The sequence below is a fragment of the Pseudomonas sp. MIACH genome, assembly GCF_001269925.1.
Classification (GTDB): Bacteria; Pseudomonadota; Gammaproteobacteria; order Pseudomonadales; family Pseudomonadaceae; genus Aquipseudomonas.
On the sequence record NZ_LHVO01000038.1, the window covers coordinates 1 to 15,687 of the forward strand.

Genomic DNA, 15,687 nt, shown 5'->3' on the forward strand with positions numbered 1-15,687 from the left:
TTGACCATATAACACCCAAGCAATTTGACTACTCGAAAGAGCATCAGATTGCGGTGTGTGAAGACGCAATGAACCGAAAGTTCGATGCTCACAAAACACCGACAGCTGTCACATACCCAATTTGCTGAAGCGAGGCCAACTGGCCGCGACTCAGTACCCGAATTTCTTGACGACCATAGAGCATTGGAACCACCTGATCCCATCCCGAACTCAGCAGTGAAACGATGCATCGCCGATGGTAGTGTGGGGTTTCCCCATGTGAGAGTAGGTCATCGTCAAGATTAAATTCCGAAGCCCCATTTGCGAAAGCAGATGGGGTTTTGTTTTGCACGGTCGAAAAGTGCGAAGAGGCGCCTCGGCGTGGCCTTCAGTGCTAAAGTCCATGCCCTCGATTTTTGCTTTTCCCAAGGAAGCCGTTATGCCGGATGCGACGTCCCTCAGCGCTGGATTCATGGTGGTTCACGGCAACCGCTTGGACGAACTGCGCAGCCTAGTGGTGAGTTGGATGCGCCGTTATCCCCTGGCGCCCTTGGAAAACGAAATCGCCCTGGTACAAAGCAACGGCATTGCCCAGTGGCTCAAACTGGCCTTGGCTGAAGACCCGGAAGACGACGATATGGGTGGCTGCGGAATCGCCGCCGCCATCGATGTACAGCTCCCCGGCAGCTTCATGTGGCAGCTCTATCGCATGGTGCTGGGACGTGACGAAATCCCTCCCAAATCCCTGCTCGATAAAGCCCCGCTCACTTGGCGCCTGATGCGCCTGCTCCCGGAGCTCATCGATCAGCCGCACTTCGAACCGTTGCAGCGCTTCTTGACCCATGACTCTGACCTACGCAAACGCTACCAGCTGGCGGAACGACTGGCGGACCTGTTCGACCAATATCAGGTCTATCGCGCTGATTGGCTGGAAGACTGGGCCGCAGGCCGCCATCAATTGCGTAACGGTCGAGGCGAATCCAAGCCACTCAACCCTGCCAACTGCTGGCAAGCCGAGTTATGGCGTGCGCTGTTGTTGGACGTAGGTGAAGAGGGCATGGCTGAAAGCCGCGCCGGCGTGCATCAGCGCTTCATCGAACGTATCAATGCGCTTGAGGAAGCACCGAAGGGGCTGCCTTCTCGGGTGATTGTCTTCGGGATCTCTTCCTTGCCCGCGCAAGCGCTCGAGGCGTTGGCCGGCCTCGCCCGTTTCAGTCAAGTCCTGCTGTGCGTGCACAACCCGTGTCGCCACCATTGGTCCGACATCGTCGCCGACAAAGACCTGCTGCGTAACGAATACAAACGCCAAGCACGCAAAGCCGGCATGCCCGTTACCATCGACCCACAAACCCTGCACCAACACGCCCATCCGCTGTTGGCCGCCTGGGGAAAACAAGGTCGCGACTACATCAGCCTGCTGGACAGTTACGACGATCCCAACAGCTACCGCGCCGCTTTTCGCGATGGCCGAATCGACCTGTTCAGCGACAGCGAACCCACCACACTGCTCAACCAGCTTCAGGACGATATCCTCGAACTGCGCCCACTCAATGAGACGCGCGAGCTATGGCCTGCTGTCGATTTAGAGCGTGATACCTCCATCCGCTTCCACATTGCCCACAGCGCCCAACGCGAAGTCGAGATTCTCCACGACCAACTGCTCCAACGCTTCAGCGCCGACCCCACGCTTCGCCCAAGGGACATCATCGTCATGGTCCCCGACGTCGACAGCTATGCGCCGCATATCCGCGCGGTATTCGGTCAACTGGACAGAGTTGATCCCCGCTTCATCCCCTTCACCCTGACCGATCAAGGCCAGCGTGGCCGCGATCCCCTGCTGATCGCCGTCGAACACTTGCTCAAACTCCCCGACAGCCGCTTTCCCGTCAGCGAGATTCTCGACCTGTTGGACGTCCCGGCCCTGCGCGAACGCTTCGCCATCAAGGAGCGCGATCTGCCCACGCTGCACCGCTGGATCGAAGGCGCCGGCATCCGTTGGGGGCTAAACGCCGAGCAACGCGCGGGTCTCGGTCTGCCGAGTGAGCTGGAACAAAACAGCTGGCGATTTGGCCTTCGCCGCATGCTTCTAGGCTATGCCGTCGGCACCGGTGCAGCCTGCGAAGGCATTGAGCCTTACGACGAAATCGGCGGGCTTGATGCGGCCTTGATCGGCCCCCTGGTCGCTTTGCTTGATGCGCTCAGCGATGCCCATCAAGCGCTGTCACAACCCGCAGCACCCCACGAATGGGGCGAGCGTCTGCAACGCCTGATGCAACTATTCTTCCTACCCAGCAGCGAGCACGACGACTACCTGTTGGGTCAGCTTGAGCAACTCAGGGAAACCTGGTTGGAAACCTGCGAGTCCGTCGGCCTACAGGATGAGTTACCGCTTACCGTAGTCCGCGAAGCCTGGCTGGCCGGCCTGGACCAAGGCCGCCTGTCCCAGCGCTTCCTCGCCGGAGCTGTCAATTTCTGCACCCTGATGCCCATGCGCGCCATCCCCTTCAAACTCGTCTGCCTGCTCGGCATGAACGACGGCGACTACCCACGCGCCCAGCCACCGCTGGATTTCGACCTGATGGGCAGCGACTACCGTCCCGGCGACCGTTCGCGCCGCGAAGACGACCGCTACCTGCTACTCGAAGCCCTGCTGTCCGCCCGTGACCAGCTCTATATCAGTTGGGTCGGCCGTAGCATCCGCGATAACAGCGAGCGCCCGGCCTCTGTACTCATCGGCCAACTGCGGGACCATATCGCCAGTGGCTGGCACAACGCACAAGAAACACCGCTACTGGACGCGATGACCCAGGAACACCCGCTCCAACCCTTCAGCGCCCGCTACTTCCACGAAGGTGATCCGCTGTTCAGCTACGCCCGCGAATGGCAGTTACTCCACGCCGCCCCGGATGCCGTTACACAGGAAGACCAACTGGCGCAGCACCAACAGGAGGAGCCCCTGAGCCTCGGCCAGTTACAGGATTTCCTACGCAACCCGGTCAAACACTTCTTCAGCCAGCGTCTGAAAGTGTTCTTCGAAGCCGCCGAAGTACCCCTGGCCGATGAAGAACCCTTCGTGCTTGACGCGCTGCAGCGCTATAGCCTGAGCGATAGCCTGTTGAACGCTGCGCTGTCCCAACCCGAGCACCTCGACCAGGCCCTCAACGCCCAGGCCCTGCGGTTGCAAGGCAGTGGCCTGTTGCCGATGGTCGGCTTCGGCGAGTGCCTGCGCAACGAACTCATTGAGCCCCTGCCCGACTTGTTGCAACGCTACCAGCACTTGCTGGCTCTCTGGCCAACGCCGCACACCGCTGCAGAACCGATCAGTTTCGAGCATCAAGGTATAGCGCTGGAAGGCTGGATCAGCGGCCTGCATCGACGCAGTGATGGCGGATTGCTGAGTGTCACCACCATCCCCAATAGCATCGGCTCGATCAAAACACGCAAATGGCATCGCCTGATCCGTCCTTGGGTCAATCATGTGGTGGCCTGCGCCTGCGGCCTGTCGTTGAGCACGGGGTTGGTGGCCAGCGACGATACGTTGCTGCTGGCCCCGCTGGATCAGCCCATCGCCCGGGAAATCCTCGGCAACCTGCTGTTGGCCTGGCACAGCGGCATGAGAGAACCGCTCCCGGTAGCCGTCAAGACCGCCTTCGCCTGGCTCAGCCAGACCGATCCGGTCAAAGCCCACGCCGCCGCGAGCAAAGCCTATGAAGGCGACGGCCTGACCACCGACGGCGAGCGCCGCGAAACCCCGGCGCTCACCCGACAGTTCCCCGATTACGCCGCCCTGGTCGCCAGCGAAGAATTCGAAGGCTGGTGCGAAACCTTGTATCGACCGCTCATCAACGCCCCATGGCGATCACTCACAGGCGAGGAGGCCGGCGCATGAGCAGCAAACCCTTGGCCCTGGCCTTCCCGTTGCATGGCAGCCAGCTGATTGAAGCCAGCGCCGGTACCGGCAAAACCTTCACCATCTCCGCCTTGTACCTGCGTCTGGTCCTTGGCCACGGTGGCGATGAGTCCGGTTTCGGCCGTGAACTGCTGCCGCCGCAAATCCTCGTGGTGACCTTTACCGATGCCGCCACCAAAGAGCTGCGCGAACGCATCCGCATTCGCCTTGCCGAAGCCGCACGTTTCTTCCGCGAAGAGATTGAGCAGCCCGACGCGTTGATCGCCGACCTGCGTGCGCAATACCTCCCCGAGCAATGGCCCGCCTGCGCCAACCGCCTGGACATCGCAGCCCAGTGGATGGATGAGGCGGCGGTTTCCACGATTCACAGTTGGTGCCAGCGCATGCTGCGCGAACACGCGTTCGACAGCGGCAGCCTGTTCACCCAGACCCTGGAAACCGACCACAGCGACCTGCTCGGCGAAGTGCTGCGCGATTACTGGCGGCTGTTCTGCTACCCGATGCACGACGATGCGCTCAACTGGGTACGCAACAACTGGGGCGGTCCGGCGTCGTTGATGCCACGCGTGCGCGCACTGTTCGGCAGCGAACGGCCGACGGATGAAACCCGCGAACCCGCCGAGCTGATCAACGCTTGCCTGCAAGAACGCCGTGAAGCGTTGATAAACATCAAGGCTCCCTGGCAACAATGGGCCGCCGAGTTGCGCGAAATCTGCCTGCAAGCCGTGGCCGCCAAAGCCGTCGACGGCCGCAAGATGCAAGTGCGTTACTTCGAGCCCTGGTTCGAAAAGATCAGCGCCTGGGCCGCTGACGAAACCCTGGAACAGTTGGATATTGGCACCGGCTTCACCCGCCTAACTCCCGACGGCATGGCCGAAGCCTGGAAGGGCGACCCGCCGCAACACCCCGGCATCGACGCCATGGCCGGCCTCAAGGCCGCCCTCGACGCGCTGCCAACCCCTGACGCGGCGGTGTTGCAACACGCTGCCGGTTGGGTGGGCAACCGCTTCGAAGAAGAAAAACGCCGGCGTGCCGAAATGGGCTTCGACGACATGCTGATCCGCCTCAACGCCGCCCTGCAAGCCGATGGCGGCGAGCGCCTGGCCAGTGTGATCCGCGAGCAGTTCCCGGTGGCCCTGATCGACGAGTTCCAGGACACCGACCCGGTGCAATACAGCATCTTCGACAGCATCTACCGTATCGAAGAGAACCACCTCGACAGCGGCCTGTTCCTGATTGGCGACCCCAAGCAAGCGATCTACGCCTTCCGCGGCGCCGATATCTACACCTACCTGCGCGCGCGCAAATCCACTCTCGGCCGTCACCACACCCTGGGCACCAACTTCCGTTCCAGCCATGCGATGGTCGAGGCGGTGAACCATGTGTTCCAGCGGGCGGAAACGGGCCGGGGCGCGTTCCTGTTCCGGGAGTCGAATGGCGACAATCCGGTGCCGTTCCACCCGGTGTTGTCCCAAGGCCGCAAGGAAAAGCTGCAGGTCGACGGCCAAACGTTGCCGGCGATGAACCTTTGGCACCTGCCCACCGACCAGCCGGTTTCCAACGCGGTGTACCGCCAACAACTGGCCGGCGCCTGTGCCACGCAGATTGTCGAGTTGCTCAACGGCGGGCAGCAAGGTACGGCTGGTTTCCTGCAACCGGACGACAGCTTCAAAGGCGTACTGCCGTCGGACATCGCCATCCTCGTGCGCGACGGCAAGGAAGCCCAAGCCGTGCGCGCCGAATTGGCTGCCCGTGGCGTGCGTAGCGTGTACCTATCGGACAAGGACTCCGTCTTCGCCGCCCAGGAAGCCCACGACCTGCTTGCCTGGCTCAAGGCCTGCGCCGAGCCGGACGTCGAGCGGCCGCTACGGGCTGCCCTGGCTTGCGTCACCTTGAACCTGTCACTGCCGGAACTGGAGCGTCTGAACCAGGACGAACTGGCGTGGGAAAGCCGCGTGATGCAGTTCCGTGGCTACCGCGCGATCTGGCGCACCCAAGGCGTACTGCCGATGCTGCGTCGCCTGCTGCACGATTTCAAACTGCCGCAAACCCTGATCGCCCGCAGCGACGGCGAACGTGTGCTGACCAACCTGTTGCACCTCAGCGAGTTGTTGCAACAAGCCGCGTCGGAACTGGACGGTGAACAGGCGTTGATCCGCCACCTGGCCGAACACCTCGCGTTATCCGGCCAAGCCGGTGAAGAGCAAATCCTGCGCCTGGAAAGTGATGAGCAACTGGTCAAGGTGGTGACCATTCACAAATCCAAGGGCCTGGAGTACGACCTGGTCTTCCTGCCTTTCATCTGCTCGGCCAAGCCGGTCGACGGCAGTCGCCTACCGCTGCATTACCACGATGAACAGGGCAAATCCCACGTCAGCCTGCGTCCGACCGCCGAGTTGATCGCCCAGGCCGACGATGAGCGCCTGGCCGAAGACCTGCGTTTGTTCTACGTGGCCCTGACCCGCGCCAAACACGCCTGCTGGCTGGGCGTTGCCGACCTCAAGCGCGGCAACAGCAACAGCTCGGTATTGCACCTGTCGGCGTTGGGTTACTTGCTCGGCGCCGGAGCATCGTTGCGTGAGTCCGCCGGCCTCGCGCGCTGGCTGCTGGATCTGCAGGACGGCTGTGCGGCCATCCACTACACCCCTGTGCCCGACGCCCAAGACACCCTGTTCCACCCGCCGCGCAACACCGCCACCTTGCTCGCGCCCTTGTTACCTAAGCGCAAGGCCGCCGAGAACTGGTGGATCGCGTCCTACAGTGCCTTGCGCATTGGCGACAGCATGAGCGTCGCCCACCTCGAAGCGCCCGAAAGCCCACAGGCGCAAAAGCTGTTCGATGACGAACGCCTCGACCCCGACGCACCGCGTGAAGTGGCAGCGTCCGGCGCAGACATTCACCGTTTCCCACGCGGTCCGAACCCCGGCACCTTCCTTCACGGTCTGCTGGAGTGGGCCGGCGAAGAAGGCTTCAACGTGGCCTCGCAAGCGATCGAACAAGCCGTAGGCGCGCGCTGCAATCGCCGCAACTGGGAAGGCTGGATCGTCACCCTCAGTGACTGGCTGGGCCATCTGCTGCAAACGCCGCTGCCGGTGGATAACGACCAGGTCGCCCTGAGCAACCTGCAGCATTACCAGATCGAAATGGAGTTCTGGTTCGCCAGCCATAAAGTCGACGTGCTCGCCCTCGACAAGCTGGTGTGCCAGCACACCCACAACGGTGTGTCCCGCGTCGCCGCCGAAGCGGTGCTGCTCAACGGCATGTTCAAGGGGTTTATCGACCTGACTTTCGAACACGATGGCCGTTATTACGTGGCCGACTACAAATCCAACTGGCTCGGTCCCGACGATTCGGCCTACACCAAGGACGCCATGGAACAGTCGATCCTTGAGCATCGGTACGACCTGCAATACGTGCTTTACCTGCTGGCCCTGCATCGCCAACTCAAGGCACGCCTGCCGGACTACGACTACGACCGTCATGTCGGCGGCGCGCTGTACCTGTTCCTGCGCGGCACCCAGGCGGTCAGCCGAGGGGCGTTTTTCACCCGGCCGCCACGGGAGCTGATCGAAAGCCTGGACCTGCTGTTCCAGGGCAAGCCCATCCCGCCCAAGGTTGAGCCCGCCTGGGAACAAGGAGTGTTGTTATGAGCCTGTCGCCGTTACCGCTTGAGGCATTAGCGCCCTTGAGCCGCGCCGCCGACCTGGTGCATCTGCTGGAGCGTTGGGTTGAGCGGGGTTGGCTGCGGGCGTTGGACAAGGCCTTCGTGGGCTTCCTGCACGAACTCGATCCACACGCCGACCCCTTGGTGTTAGTGGCGGCGGCGCTGACCAGCCATCAACTGGGCCACGGCCATGTGTGCCTGGACCTGTTCGAAACCCTCAACGCGCCGGATTTTGCCCTGTCCTTGCCGCCCGAAGGCGACCTGCAAACCGGCGCCATGCTGCTGCCGTCGCAATTGCTCGACGGCCTCGACGGCGCCCACTGGTGTCACGCGCTGGCCGCCAGCCCATTGGTGGCCCTGGCGGTGGACGGCAGCGAATCGGCGCACAGTCGTCCCTTGGTACTGTCGGGCAAACGCCTGTACCTGCGCCGCTACTGGACCTACGAACGGCGCATCGACAGCGCCCTGCGCCAGCGTCTTGCCACCCAGGAAAGCGTCGCCGCCGATTTGCCCCAGCGCTTGAATGGCTTGTTTGACCAACCGCCGCCCGATGGCGTGATCGACTGGCAGAAACTCGCCTGCGCCCTGGCCACCCGCGGAGCATTCAGCATCGTCACCGGCGGCCCCGGCACCGGCAAGACCACCACCGTGGTGCGCCTGCTCGCGCTGCTGCAGGCGCCCGCCGTAGAGTCCGGCAGCCCGTTGCGCATCCGGCTGGCCGCGCCGACCGGTAAAGCCGCCGCGCGTTTGACCGAATCCATCAGCCAGCAAGTGCTGTCGCTGAACGTACCGCAAAGCGTGAAGGAAAAGATCCCGACCCAGGTCACCACGGTTCACCGCTTGCTGGGCAGTCGCCCGGGCACTCGGCACTTTCGCCATCACCTTGGCAATCCGTTGCCCCTGGATGTGCTGGTGGTCGACGAAGCCTCGATGATCGACCTGGAAATGATGGCTAACCTGCTCGACGCGTTACCGCCCCATGCCCGCCTGGTGTTGCTGGGCGACAAGGACCAACTCGCCTCGGTAGAGGCCGGCGCCGTACTCGGTGATTTGTGCCGCGACGCCGAGGCCGGCTGGTACAGCCCCGACACCCGCCAATGGCTGCAAACCGTCAGCGGCGAAGACCTCAGCGCCAGTGGCCTGCATGAAGACCTCGATGGCAGCCATCCCCTGGCGCAGCAAGTGGTGATGCTGCGCTACTCGCGCCGTTTCGGCGAAGGCAGCGGCATTGGCCAACTGGCGCGCTGGGTCAACCAGCAAAACGCCGAAGAGGCCCGCAAGCTGCTGGCCGCGCGCAGCCACAGCGACCTGTTCTGCGTCAGCCTCAAAGGCGAACACGACCACGCCCTGGAGCGCCTGGTGCTGGACGGGCAGGGCGGTGGCGCCGAGGGTTATCGCTATTACCTCAACCTGCTGCACAGCGCGCGGCCCGCCGTCGACACTCCGCGCGATGACCTCGCCTGGACCCACTGGGCACAACAACTGCTGCAAGCCTTCGATGCGTTCCAACTGCTCTGCGCCGTGCGCAAGGGCCCTTGGGGGGTGGAGGGGCTGAACCTGCGCATCACGGCCGCCTTGCGCAAAGTGCGCCTGATTGAAGGCGATGAGCAATGGTACGAAGGCCGCCCGGTGTTGATGACCCGCAACGATTACGGCCTGGGCTTGATGAACGGCGACATCGGCATTGCCCTCAAACTGCCTGAAAGCGACGGCGGCCCCCAGGTGCTGCGCGTGGCTTTCCCGCGTAACGATGGCCAGGGTGGCGTGCGATTTGTACTGCCCAGCCGTCTCAATGATGTGGAAACCGTGTACGCCATGACCGTGCACAAATCCCAGGGTTCGGAGTTCACCCACACAGCGCTGATCCTGCCGGACGCGCTGAATCCGGTGCTCACCAAAGAGTTGATCTACACCGGCATCACGCGCGCCAAACGCTGGTTCAGCCTGATCGAACCCCGTGGCGGCGTGTTTGAAGAGGCCGTGAGACGCAAGGTCAAACGCTTGAGTGGGTTGATGTTGGAGCTGGGTCAGGAGTCAGAACTATCTGACGCTGTGCTATCGTTGCGGCATCACCCCGACAACCCCTGAGAGAATCGCTGCATGAACGTGGCCGAGCGTGGTTTGAGCTGGAGACGCCTGCTGCTGGTGGCGGTTCTATGCCTGCTGGCGCCCCGCGTTTTTGCCGAGGCTCCGGGCCCGGCTGATCAGCGCGCCCAGGCGGTCACGCAAGTGGTACTCGGTATCCTCAGCTATGCCCGCTGGCCAGTCGAGCCTGAGCAACTGCGCCTGTGCATCGTCGGACCGACCCAATACACCGACGACCTGATCAAAGGCACCACCCAGGCCACCGGTCGTCCGGTCGTGGTCCGGCGCCTGCTGGTCGAGCACCCCGATGTCGTCAACGCCTGCGATGCTGTGTACATCGGCAAACTCAGCAATGACGAACGCAGCCGCCTGTTTGCCTCGTTAGTCGGCCACCCGGTGCTCAGCATCAGCGAAGGCGGCGACCAGTGCACCGTGGGCAGTCTGTTCTGCCTGCGGGTGGGCGATGAGCAAGTGTCGTTTGAGGTCAACCTCGATTCGGTGGCGCGCAGCGGCGTGCGCATTCATCCCAGCGTGTTGCAACTGTCCCGTCGTCGGGCGTCTGCGCCATGAAAGTGCGACCGACCTTGCGTTCGGTCATCGGCCGGGGGCACCTGATCCTCGCGCTGATGGCGGTGACCCTGGCCAGTGTGTCCCTGACCCTGCTCGGCGTCTTGGCGCTACGGGTGTATGCCGAACATAACCTGCACCTGATCGCCCGCTCCATCAACTACACCGTGGAAGCGGCGGTGGTGTTCAATGACAGCGCCGCAGCCACCGAAGCCCTCAGCCTTATCGCTTCAACCGAGGAAGTGGCCGAGGCCGAAGTATTCGATGTCAATGGCAAGCTGTTGGCGTATTGGACGCGCCCGGAAACCGGGATGCTGTCGCGGGTCGAACTGGAACTGGCGCACGCTTTGCTCGAACAACCCATCATCCAGCCGATCCTCCATCAGGGGCGAACCATCGGCAGCATTCATCTGACCGGCCACGGCGGCAGCGTGCTGCGCTTTCTGCTGAGCGGCCTGGCGGGAATCCTGATCTGCACCGCCCTCAGCGCCTGGGTCGCCCTGCACTTGGCGCGGCGTCTGTTGCGCGGCATTACGGAGCCGCTGCAAAGCCTCGCCGCCGTGGCCCACGCCGCCCGCAGCGAGCGCGACTTCGACCGTCGCGTGCCACCGGCACGCATCGCCGAACTCGACAGCCTGGGCAGCGACTTCAACGCCTTGCTCGGCGAGATGGAAGCCTGGCAAAGCCACCTGCAAAGCGAAAACGAGACCCTTGCACACAAGGCCAACCATGACAGCCTCACCGGCCTGCCCAATCGCGCGTTCTTCGAAGGCCGCCTGATTCGCGCCCTGCGCGGCGCCGCGAAGGCCAAGGAGCAGGTGGCCGTGCTGTACCTCGACAGCGACCGTTTCAAAGAGATCAATGACAGCTTCGGCCATGCCGCAGGTGATGCCGTGCTGGTGGCCGTCGCCGAGCGCGTACGTGCGCAATTGCGTGAAGATGACCTGGTGGCGCGCCTGGGCGGTGATGAGTTCGCCATCCTGCTGGCACCGCTGCACAAGGTGGAAGACGCCCAGCGCATCGCCGACAAAATCATCGCCAGCATGGACATGCCGATTGCCGTGCCTGGCGACACCCAGGTATTGACCTCCCTCAGTATTGGTATCGCCATCTACCCCGAGCATGGCGTCACCCCCGGCACCTTGCTCAATGCCGCCGATGCGGCGATGTACCAGGCCAAGCGTTTGTCCTCGGGTGGCCAGCAAACGGCGGAGCCGGAGAGCCCCGTCGTCAACGTTCAACACAGGAGCTGATCCCTTGTTTTCGACCACGCGCTTTACGTTTATCACCCTGCTGGTGGCACTGCTCACCCTTGGCGGCTGCCAGACAGCGCCCCCCAAGGGCCTGACCCCGGCGCAAGTCGCCGTACTCCAGCAACAAGGATTCGAACTTACCGATGACGGCTGGGCGTTCGGCCTGTCCGGCAAAGTGCTGTTTGGCAGCGACGTCGAAACCCTCAACCCACCCAGCACCGAGATCGTCCAACGCATCGGCAAGGCCTTGCTGGGCGTAGGCATCGAACGTGTCCGCATCGACGGCCACACCGATGCCTCGGGCAAAGAGGCCTACAACCAGCAACTGTCCCTGCGCCGCGCGAAAAGCGTGGCGACGGTGCTGCAAAGCGTGGGCATCAAAGAACAAAACATCCAACTGCGCGGACTGGGCAGCAGTAAACCGGTGGCCGCCAACGACACGGCAGCAGGGCGTACCGAGAATCGTCGGGTGTCGATTGTGGTGATCGCGGACTGAATGGCTGCATCCCTCTCAACTTGAAATGCACTTAACTGTGGGAGGGGGCAAGTCGAATCGTCGCACCGCCCCTTCCACATTTGAACGATGTTCGCTTAACTGCCCGGCGTCATCGTCGGCGTCAAGTCATCCACCACGGCCTTGCCCATCTCACAGAGACACCGCGCAGCCCACCCCTTTAATCCGCAAACCGAATCTCCCGTGTCTCCCCCATCAACAACCCCTGGTTCTGCTCCGTCACTTCCCTGATGTAATCCCACAGCAGAGTAATCCGCTTCAACTTCCTCAGATCCTCACGGCAATACATCCAAAACTGGCGAGTGATTGAAATCTGTTCCCCCAGCACCGGCAGCAACCGTGGATCCTGCGCCGCCAGAAAGCACGGCAAGATCGCCATCGACCGCCCTTGCTGCGCCGCCACGTACTGCGCAATCACGCTGGTGCTGCGCAGGCTGGCGCTGGCGCCGGGCACTACATTCGCCAGGTACAGCAACTCCGAGCTGAAGGCCAGATCATCCACATAGCTGATAAACGGATGCTCGGCCAAGTCGGCCGGGCGTTGGATGGGCGGGTGTTGGTCGAGGTATTCCTGGGTCGCGTACAGCTGCAGTTTGTAGTCGCACAGTTTGCAGCACACGTAGGGCCCGTGTTCCGGGCGTTCCAGGGCGATGACGATGTCGGCTTCGCGCTTGGACAGGCTGATGAAGTGGGGCAGGGGCAGGATGTCGACCGAGATGGCCGGGTAGGTGTCGACGAAGTGGCTCAACTGCGGGGTGACAAAGAAGCTGCCGAAGCCTTCGGTGCAACCCATGCGCACATGGCCGGACAGCGCCACGCCGGAGCCGGACACCTGCTCGCAGGCCATGTGCAGGGTGCTTTCGATGGACTCGGCATACCCCAGCAAACGCTGGCCTTCGGGGGTGAGGACGAAGCCGTTGGTCCGGGATTTTTCGAACAGCAGGGTACCGAGCGACACTTCCAATGAGCTGATGCGCCGCGACACGGTGGTGTAGTCCACTGCCAAGCGCTTGGCGGCGACGCTGGCCTTGCGGGTGCGGGCCACTTCGAGGAAAAACTTCAGGTCATCCCAGTTCAGGGAGCCCAGCGATGTGATGTTTTTTTGCATATTGGACCGGCTTTTATGTGCGTTCTTATTAGAGATTTGCACATCTATACTCCAAAAACAGTCCGAACGCCTCATTCTTCAAGGCGATTCACGCGCCTTGTCTCTAGATAAATATAAGAGTTGGAGACCACATGAACGCATCTGCCGATATTTCCGTGCAACAGGTCAAGTTGCTCATCAATGGTGAGTGGGTCGAGTCCAAGACCACCCATTGGCAAGACGTCGTCAACCCGGCTACCCAGCAAGTGCTGGCCAAAGTCCCGTTCGCCACGGCCGATGAAGTCAATGCTGCCATCGACGCCGCCCATCAAGCCTTCCAGACCTGGAAGTTGACGCCGATCGGCGCGCGCATGCGCATCATGCTCAAGCTGCAAGCCTTGATCCGCGAACATTCAAAGCGCATCGCCGTGGTCCTCAGCGCCGAGCAGGGCAAGACCATTGCCGATGCCGAGGGCGATATTTTCCGTGGCCTGGAAGTGGTGGAGCACGCCTGTTCCATCGGCACCCTGCAAATGGGCGAGTTCGCCGAGAACGTCGCCGGTGGCGTTGATACCTACACCCTGCGCCAGCCCATCGGCGTGTGTGCCGGCATTACCCCGTTCAACTTCCCGGCGATGATTCCGCTGTGGATGTTCCCGATGGCCATCGCCTGCGGTAACACCTTCGTCCTCAAGCCGTCCGAACAAGACCCGCTGTCGACCCTGCTGCTGGTGGAACTGGCGCTGGAAGCGGGCGTACCGGCGGGTGTGCTCAACGTGGTGCACGGCGGCAAGGATGTGGTGGATGCGCTGTGCACCCATAAAGACATCAAGGCCGTGTCCTTCGTCGGCTCGACCGCTGTCGGTACTCACGTCTACGACTTGGCGGGCAAGCACGGCAAGCGCGTGCAATCGATGATGGGCGCCAAGAACCACGCCGTGGTGCTGCCGGATGCCAACCGCGAACACACCCTCAATGCCCTGGTCGGTGCCGGTTTCGGCGCGGCGGGCCAGCGCTGCATGGCCACCTCGGTGGTGGTGCTGGTGGGCGCGGCCAAGCAATGGCTGCCGGATCTGAAAGCGCTGGCGCAAAAGCTCAAGGTCAACGCCGGCAGCGAAGCGGGCACGGATGTCGGCCCGGTGATCTCCAAGCGCGCCAAGGCCCGCATCCTGGAACTGATCGAAAGCGGCGTGAAAGAAGGCGCCAAGCTGGAACTGGACGGCCGCGACATCCAGGTGCCGGGCTTCGAGCACGGCAACTTCGTCGGTCCGACCCTGTTCTCGGGCGTGACAACCGATATGCAGATCTACACCCAGGAAATCTTCGGCCCGGTGCTGGTGGTGTTGGAAGTCGACACCCTCGACCAGGCCATTGCGCTGGTCAACGCCAACCCCTTCGGCAACGGCACCGGCCTGTTCACCCAGAGCGGTGCGGCGGCGCGTAAATTCCAGAGCGAAATCGATGTGGGCCAGGTCGGCATCAACATCCCGATCCCGGTGCCGGTGCCGTTCTTCAGCTTCACCGGTTCCCGCGGCTCCAAGCTCGGCGACCTCGGCCCGTACGGCAAGCAAGTGGTGCAGTTCTACACCCAGACCAAAACCGTCACCAGCCGCTGGTTCGACGACGACACGGTCAACGATGGCGTCAACACCACCATCAACCTGCGCTGATTCGGGAGACGACCATGAAGATTGCATTTATCGGCTTGGGCAACATGGGCGCGCCCATGGCCCGCAACCTGATCAAGGCCGGCCATGCGCTGAACCTGTTCGACCTGAACCAGACGGTACTCAAGGAACTCGCCGAACTGGGCGGCAGCATCAGCGACTCGCCGCGTGATGCTGCCCAAGGCGCCGAGCTGGTGATTACCATGCTGCCGGCCGCCGCCCATGTGCGCAGTGTCTGGCTGAATGAAGACGGTGTGTTGGCCGGGATCGGCAACGGCGTGCCCGCAGTGGACTGCAGCACCATCGACCCGCAAACCGCGCGCGACGTCGCCGCTGCTGCCGCCAAGCAAGGCGTGGTGATGGCCGATGCACCGGTCTCCGGCGGCACGGGCGGCGCCCAGGCGGGCACCCTGACCTTCATGGTCGGCGCCACCCCGGAACTGTTCGCCATCCTGCAACCGGTGCTGGCGCAGATGGGCCGCAACATCGTGCATTGCGGCGATGTGGGCACCGGCCAAATCGCCAAGATCTGCAACAACCTGCTGTTGGGCATCAGCATGGTCGGCGTCAGCGAAGCCATGGCCTTGGGGGATGCGCTGGGCATCGACACCCAGGTGCTGGCCGGCATCATCAACAGCTCCACTGGGCGCTGCTGGAGTTCCGACACCTACAACCCCTGGCCGGGCGTGATCGAAACCGCGCCGTCGTCCCGTGGTTATACCGGCGGTTTCGGTGCGGACTTGATGCTCAAGGACCTGGGCCTGGCCACCGAAGCCGCTCGCCAGGCCAAGCAACCGGTGATTCTTGGCGCCGTGGCCCAGCAGTTATACCAATCGATGAGTCAGCGCGGCGAAGGGGGCAAGGACTTCTCGGCGATTATCAACAGCTACCGCAAACCCAAATAACCTTGTAAGGGGACCTCCTGTGGCGAGCGGGCTTGCCCCGCGTTGGGCTGCTGCGC

9 protein-coding genes and 1 rRNA gene are annotated in these 15,687 nt (G+C 62.7%); 9 read left to right on the forward strand and 1 reads right to left on the reverse strand.

Translation table 11 applies throughout. The features are described from left to right. Positions 1–165: 165 nt before the first annotated feature. The 7 genes from rrf (at position 166) to AD670_RS15720 (ending at position 11,954) form a co-directional block, all read left to right on the forward strand. A 5S ribosomal RNA gene (rrf, locus tag AD670_RS15690) occupies positions 166–281 on the forward strand. A 137-nt stretch (positions 282–418) separates the two neighbouring features. Next, complete coding sequence (gene recC, locus AD670_RS15695; protein ID WP_053134013.1) at positions 419–3,868, forward strand: exodeoxyribonuclease V subunit gamma; 3,450 nt, start codon at positions 419–421, stop codon at positions 3,866–3,868. Continuing rightward, complete coding sequence (gene recB, locus AD670_RS15700) at positions 3,865–7,539, forward strand: exodeoxyribonuclease V subunit beta (protein WP_053134016.1); 3,675 nt, start codon at positions 3,865–3,867, stop codon at positions 7,537–7,539. The genes recC and recB overlap by 4 nt, the downstream gene beginning before the upstream one ends. Continuing rightward, positions 7,536–9,641: an exodeoxyribonuclease V subunit alpha gene (recD, locus tag AD670_RS15705; RefSeq protein WP_053134019.1), complete on the forward strand. Its 2,106-nt coding sequence runs from the start codon at positions 7,536–7,538 to the stop codon at positions 9,639–9,641. Before recB ends, recD begins: the two co-directional genes overlap by 4 nt. A 12-nt stretch (positions 9,642–9,653) precedes the next feature. Beyond that, entirely contained in the window at positions 9,654–10,208 is a 555-nt protein-coding gene (locus AD670_RS15710; protein WP_053134022.1) for a YfiR family protein, read from the forward strand. Next, entirely contained in the window at positions 10,205–11,458 is a 1,254-nt protein-coding gene (locus AD670_RS15715) for a diguanylate cyclase domain-containing protein (RefSeq protein WP_053134025.1), read from the forward strand. Before AD670_RS15710 ends, AD670_RS15715 begins: the two co-directional genes overlap by 4 nt. 4 nt (positions 11,459–11,462) lie before the next feature. After that, positions 11,463–11,954, forward strand: coding sequence for an OmpA family protein (locus AD670_RS15720; protein ID WP_053134028.1), 492 nt, complete (start codon positions 11,463–11,465; stop codon positions 11,952–11,954). 178 nt (positions 11,955–12,132) lie between these two features. Here AD670_RS15720 and AD670_RS15725 read toward each other — a convergent pair whose 3' ends face one another. Further along, positions 12,133–13,080: a LysR family transcriptional regulator gene (locus AD670_RS15725; protein ID WP_053134031.1), complete on the reverse strand. Its 948-nt coding sequence runs from the start codon at positions 13,078–13,080 to the stop codon at positions 12,133–12,135. A 131-nt stretch (positions 13,081–13,211) separates the two neighbouring features. Between AD670_RS15725 and AD670_RS15730 the strand changes: the two genes are divergently transcribed. Both AD670_RS15730 and mmsB read left to right on the forward strand, forming a co-directional pair. After that, the gene (locus AD670_RS15730; RefSeq protein WP_053134033.1) at positions 13,212–14,729 is read left to right on the forward strand and encodes a CoA-acylating methylmalonate-semialdehyde dehydrogenase; all 1,518 of its coding nucleotides are present in this window, start codon (positions 13,212–13,214) and stop codon (positions 14,727–14,729) included. Positions 14,730–14,743: 14 nt separating this feature from the next. Further along, the gene (gene mmsB / locus AD670_RS15735) at positions 14,744–15,631 is read left to right on the forward strand and encodes a 3-hydroxyisobutyrate dehydrogenase (RefSeq protein ID WP_053134035.1); all 888 of its coding nucleotides are present in this window, start codon (positions 14,744–14,746) and stop codon (positions 15,629–15,631) included. The last annotated feature ends 56 nt before the right edge of the window (positions 15,632–15,687 follow it).

Bases quoted from the DNA above. Each gene is read 5' to 3' on its own strand.
- recC (WP_053134013.1), top strand. From the start codon at position 419: ATGCCGGATGCGACGTCCCTCAGCGCTGGATTCATGGTGGTTCACGGC.
- recB (WP_053134016.1), top strand. From the start codon at position 3,865: ATGAGCAGCAAACCCTTGGCCCTGGCCTTCCCGTTGCATGGCAGCCAG.
- recD (WP_053134019.1), top strand. From the start codon at position 7,536: ATGAGCCTGTCGCCGTTACCGCTTGAGGCATTAGCGCCCTTGAGCCGC.
- AD670_RS15710 (WP_053134022.1), top strand. From the start codon at position 9,654: ATGAACGTGGCCGAGCGTGGTTTGAGCTGGAGACGCCTGCTGCTGGTG.
- AD670_RS15715 (WP_053134025.1), top strand. From the start codon at position 10,205: ATGAAAGTGCGACCGACCTTGCGTTCGGTCATCGGCCGGGGGCACCTG.
- AD670_RS15725 (WP_053134031.1), bottom strand. From the start codon at position 13,080: ATGCAAAAAAACATCACATCGCTGGGCTCCCTGAACTGGGATGACCTG.
- AD670_RS15730 (WP_053134033.1), top strand. From the start codon at position 13,212: ATGAACGCATCTGCCGATATTTCCGTGCAACAGGTCAAGTTGCTCATC.
- mmsB (WP_053134035.1), top strand. From the start codon at position 14,744: ATGAAGATTGCATTTATCGGCTTGGGCAACATGGGCGCGCCCATGGCC.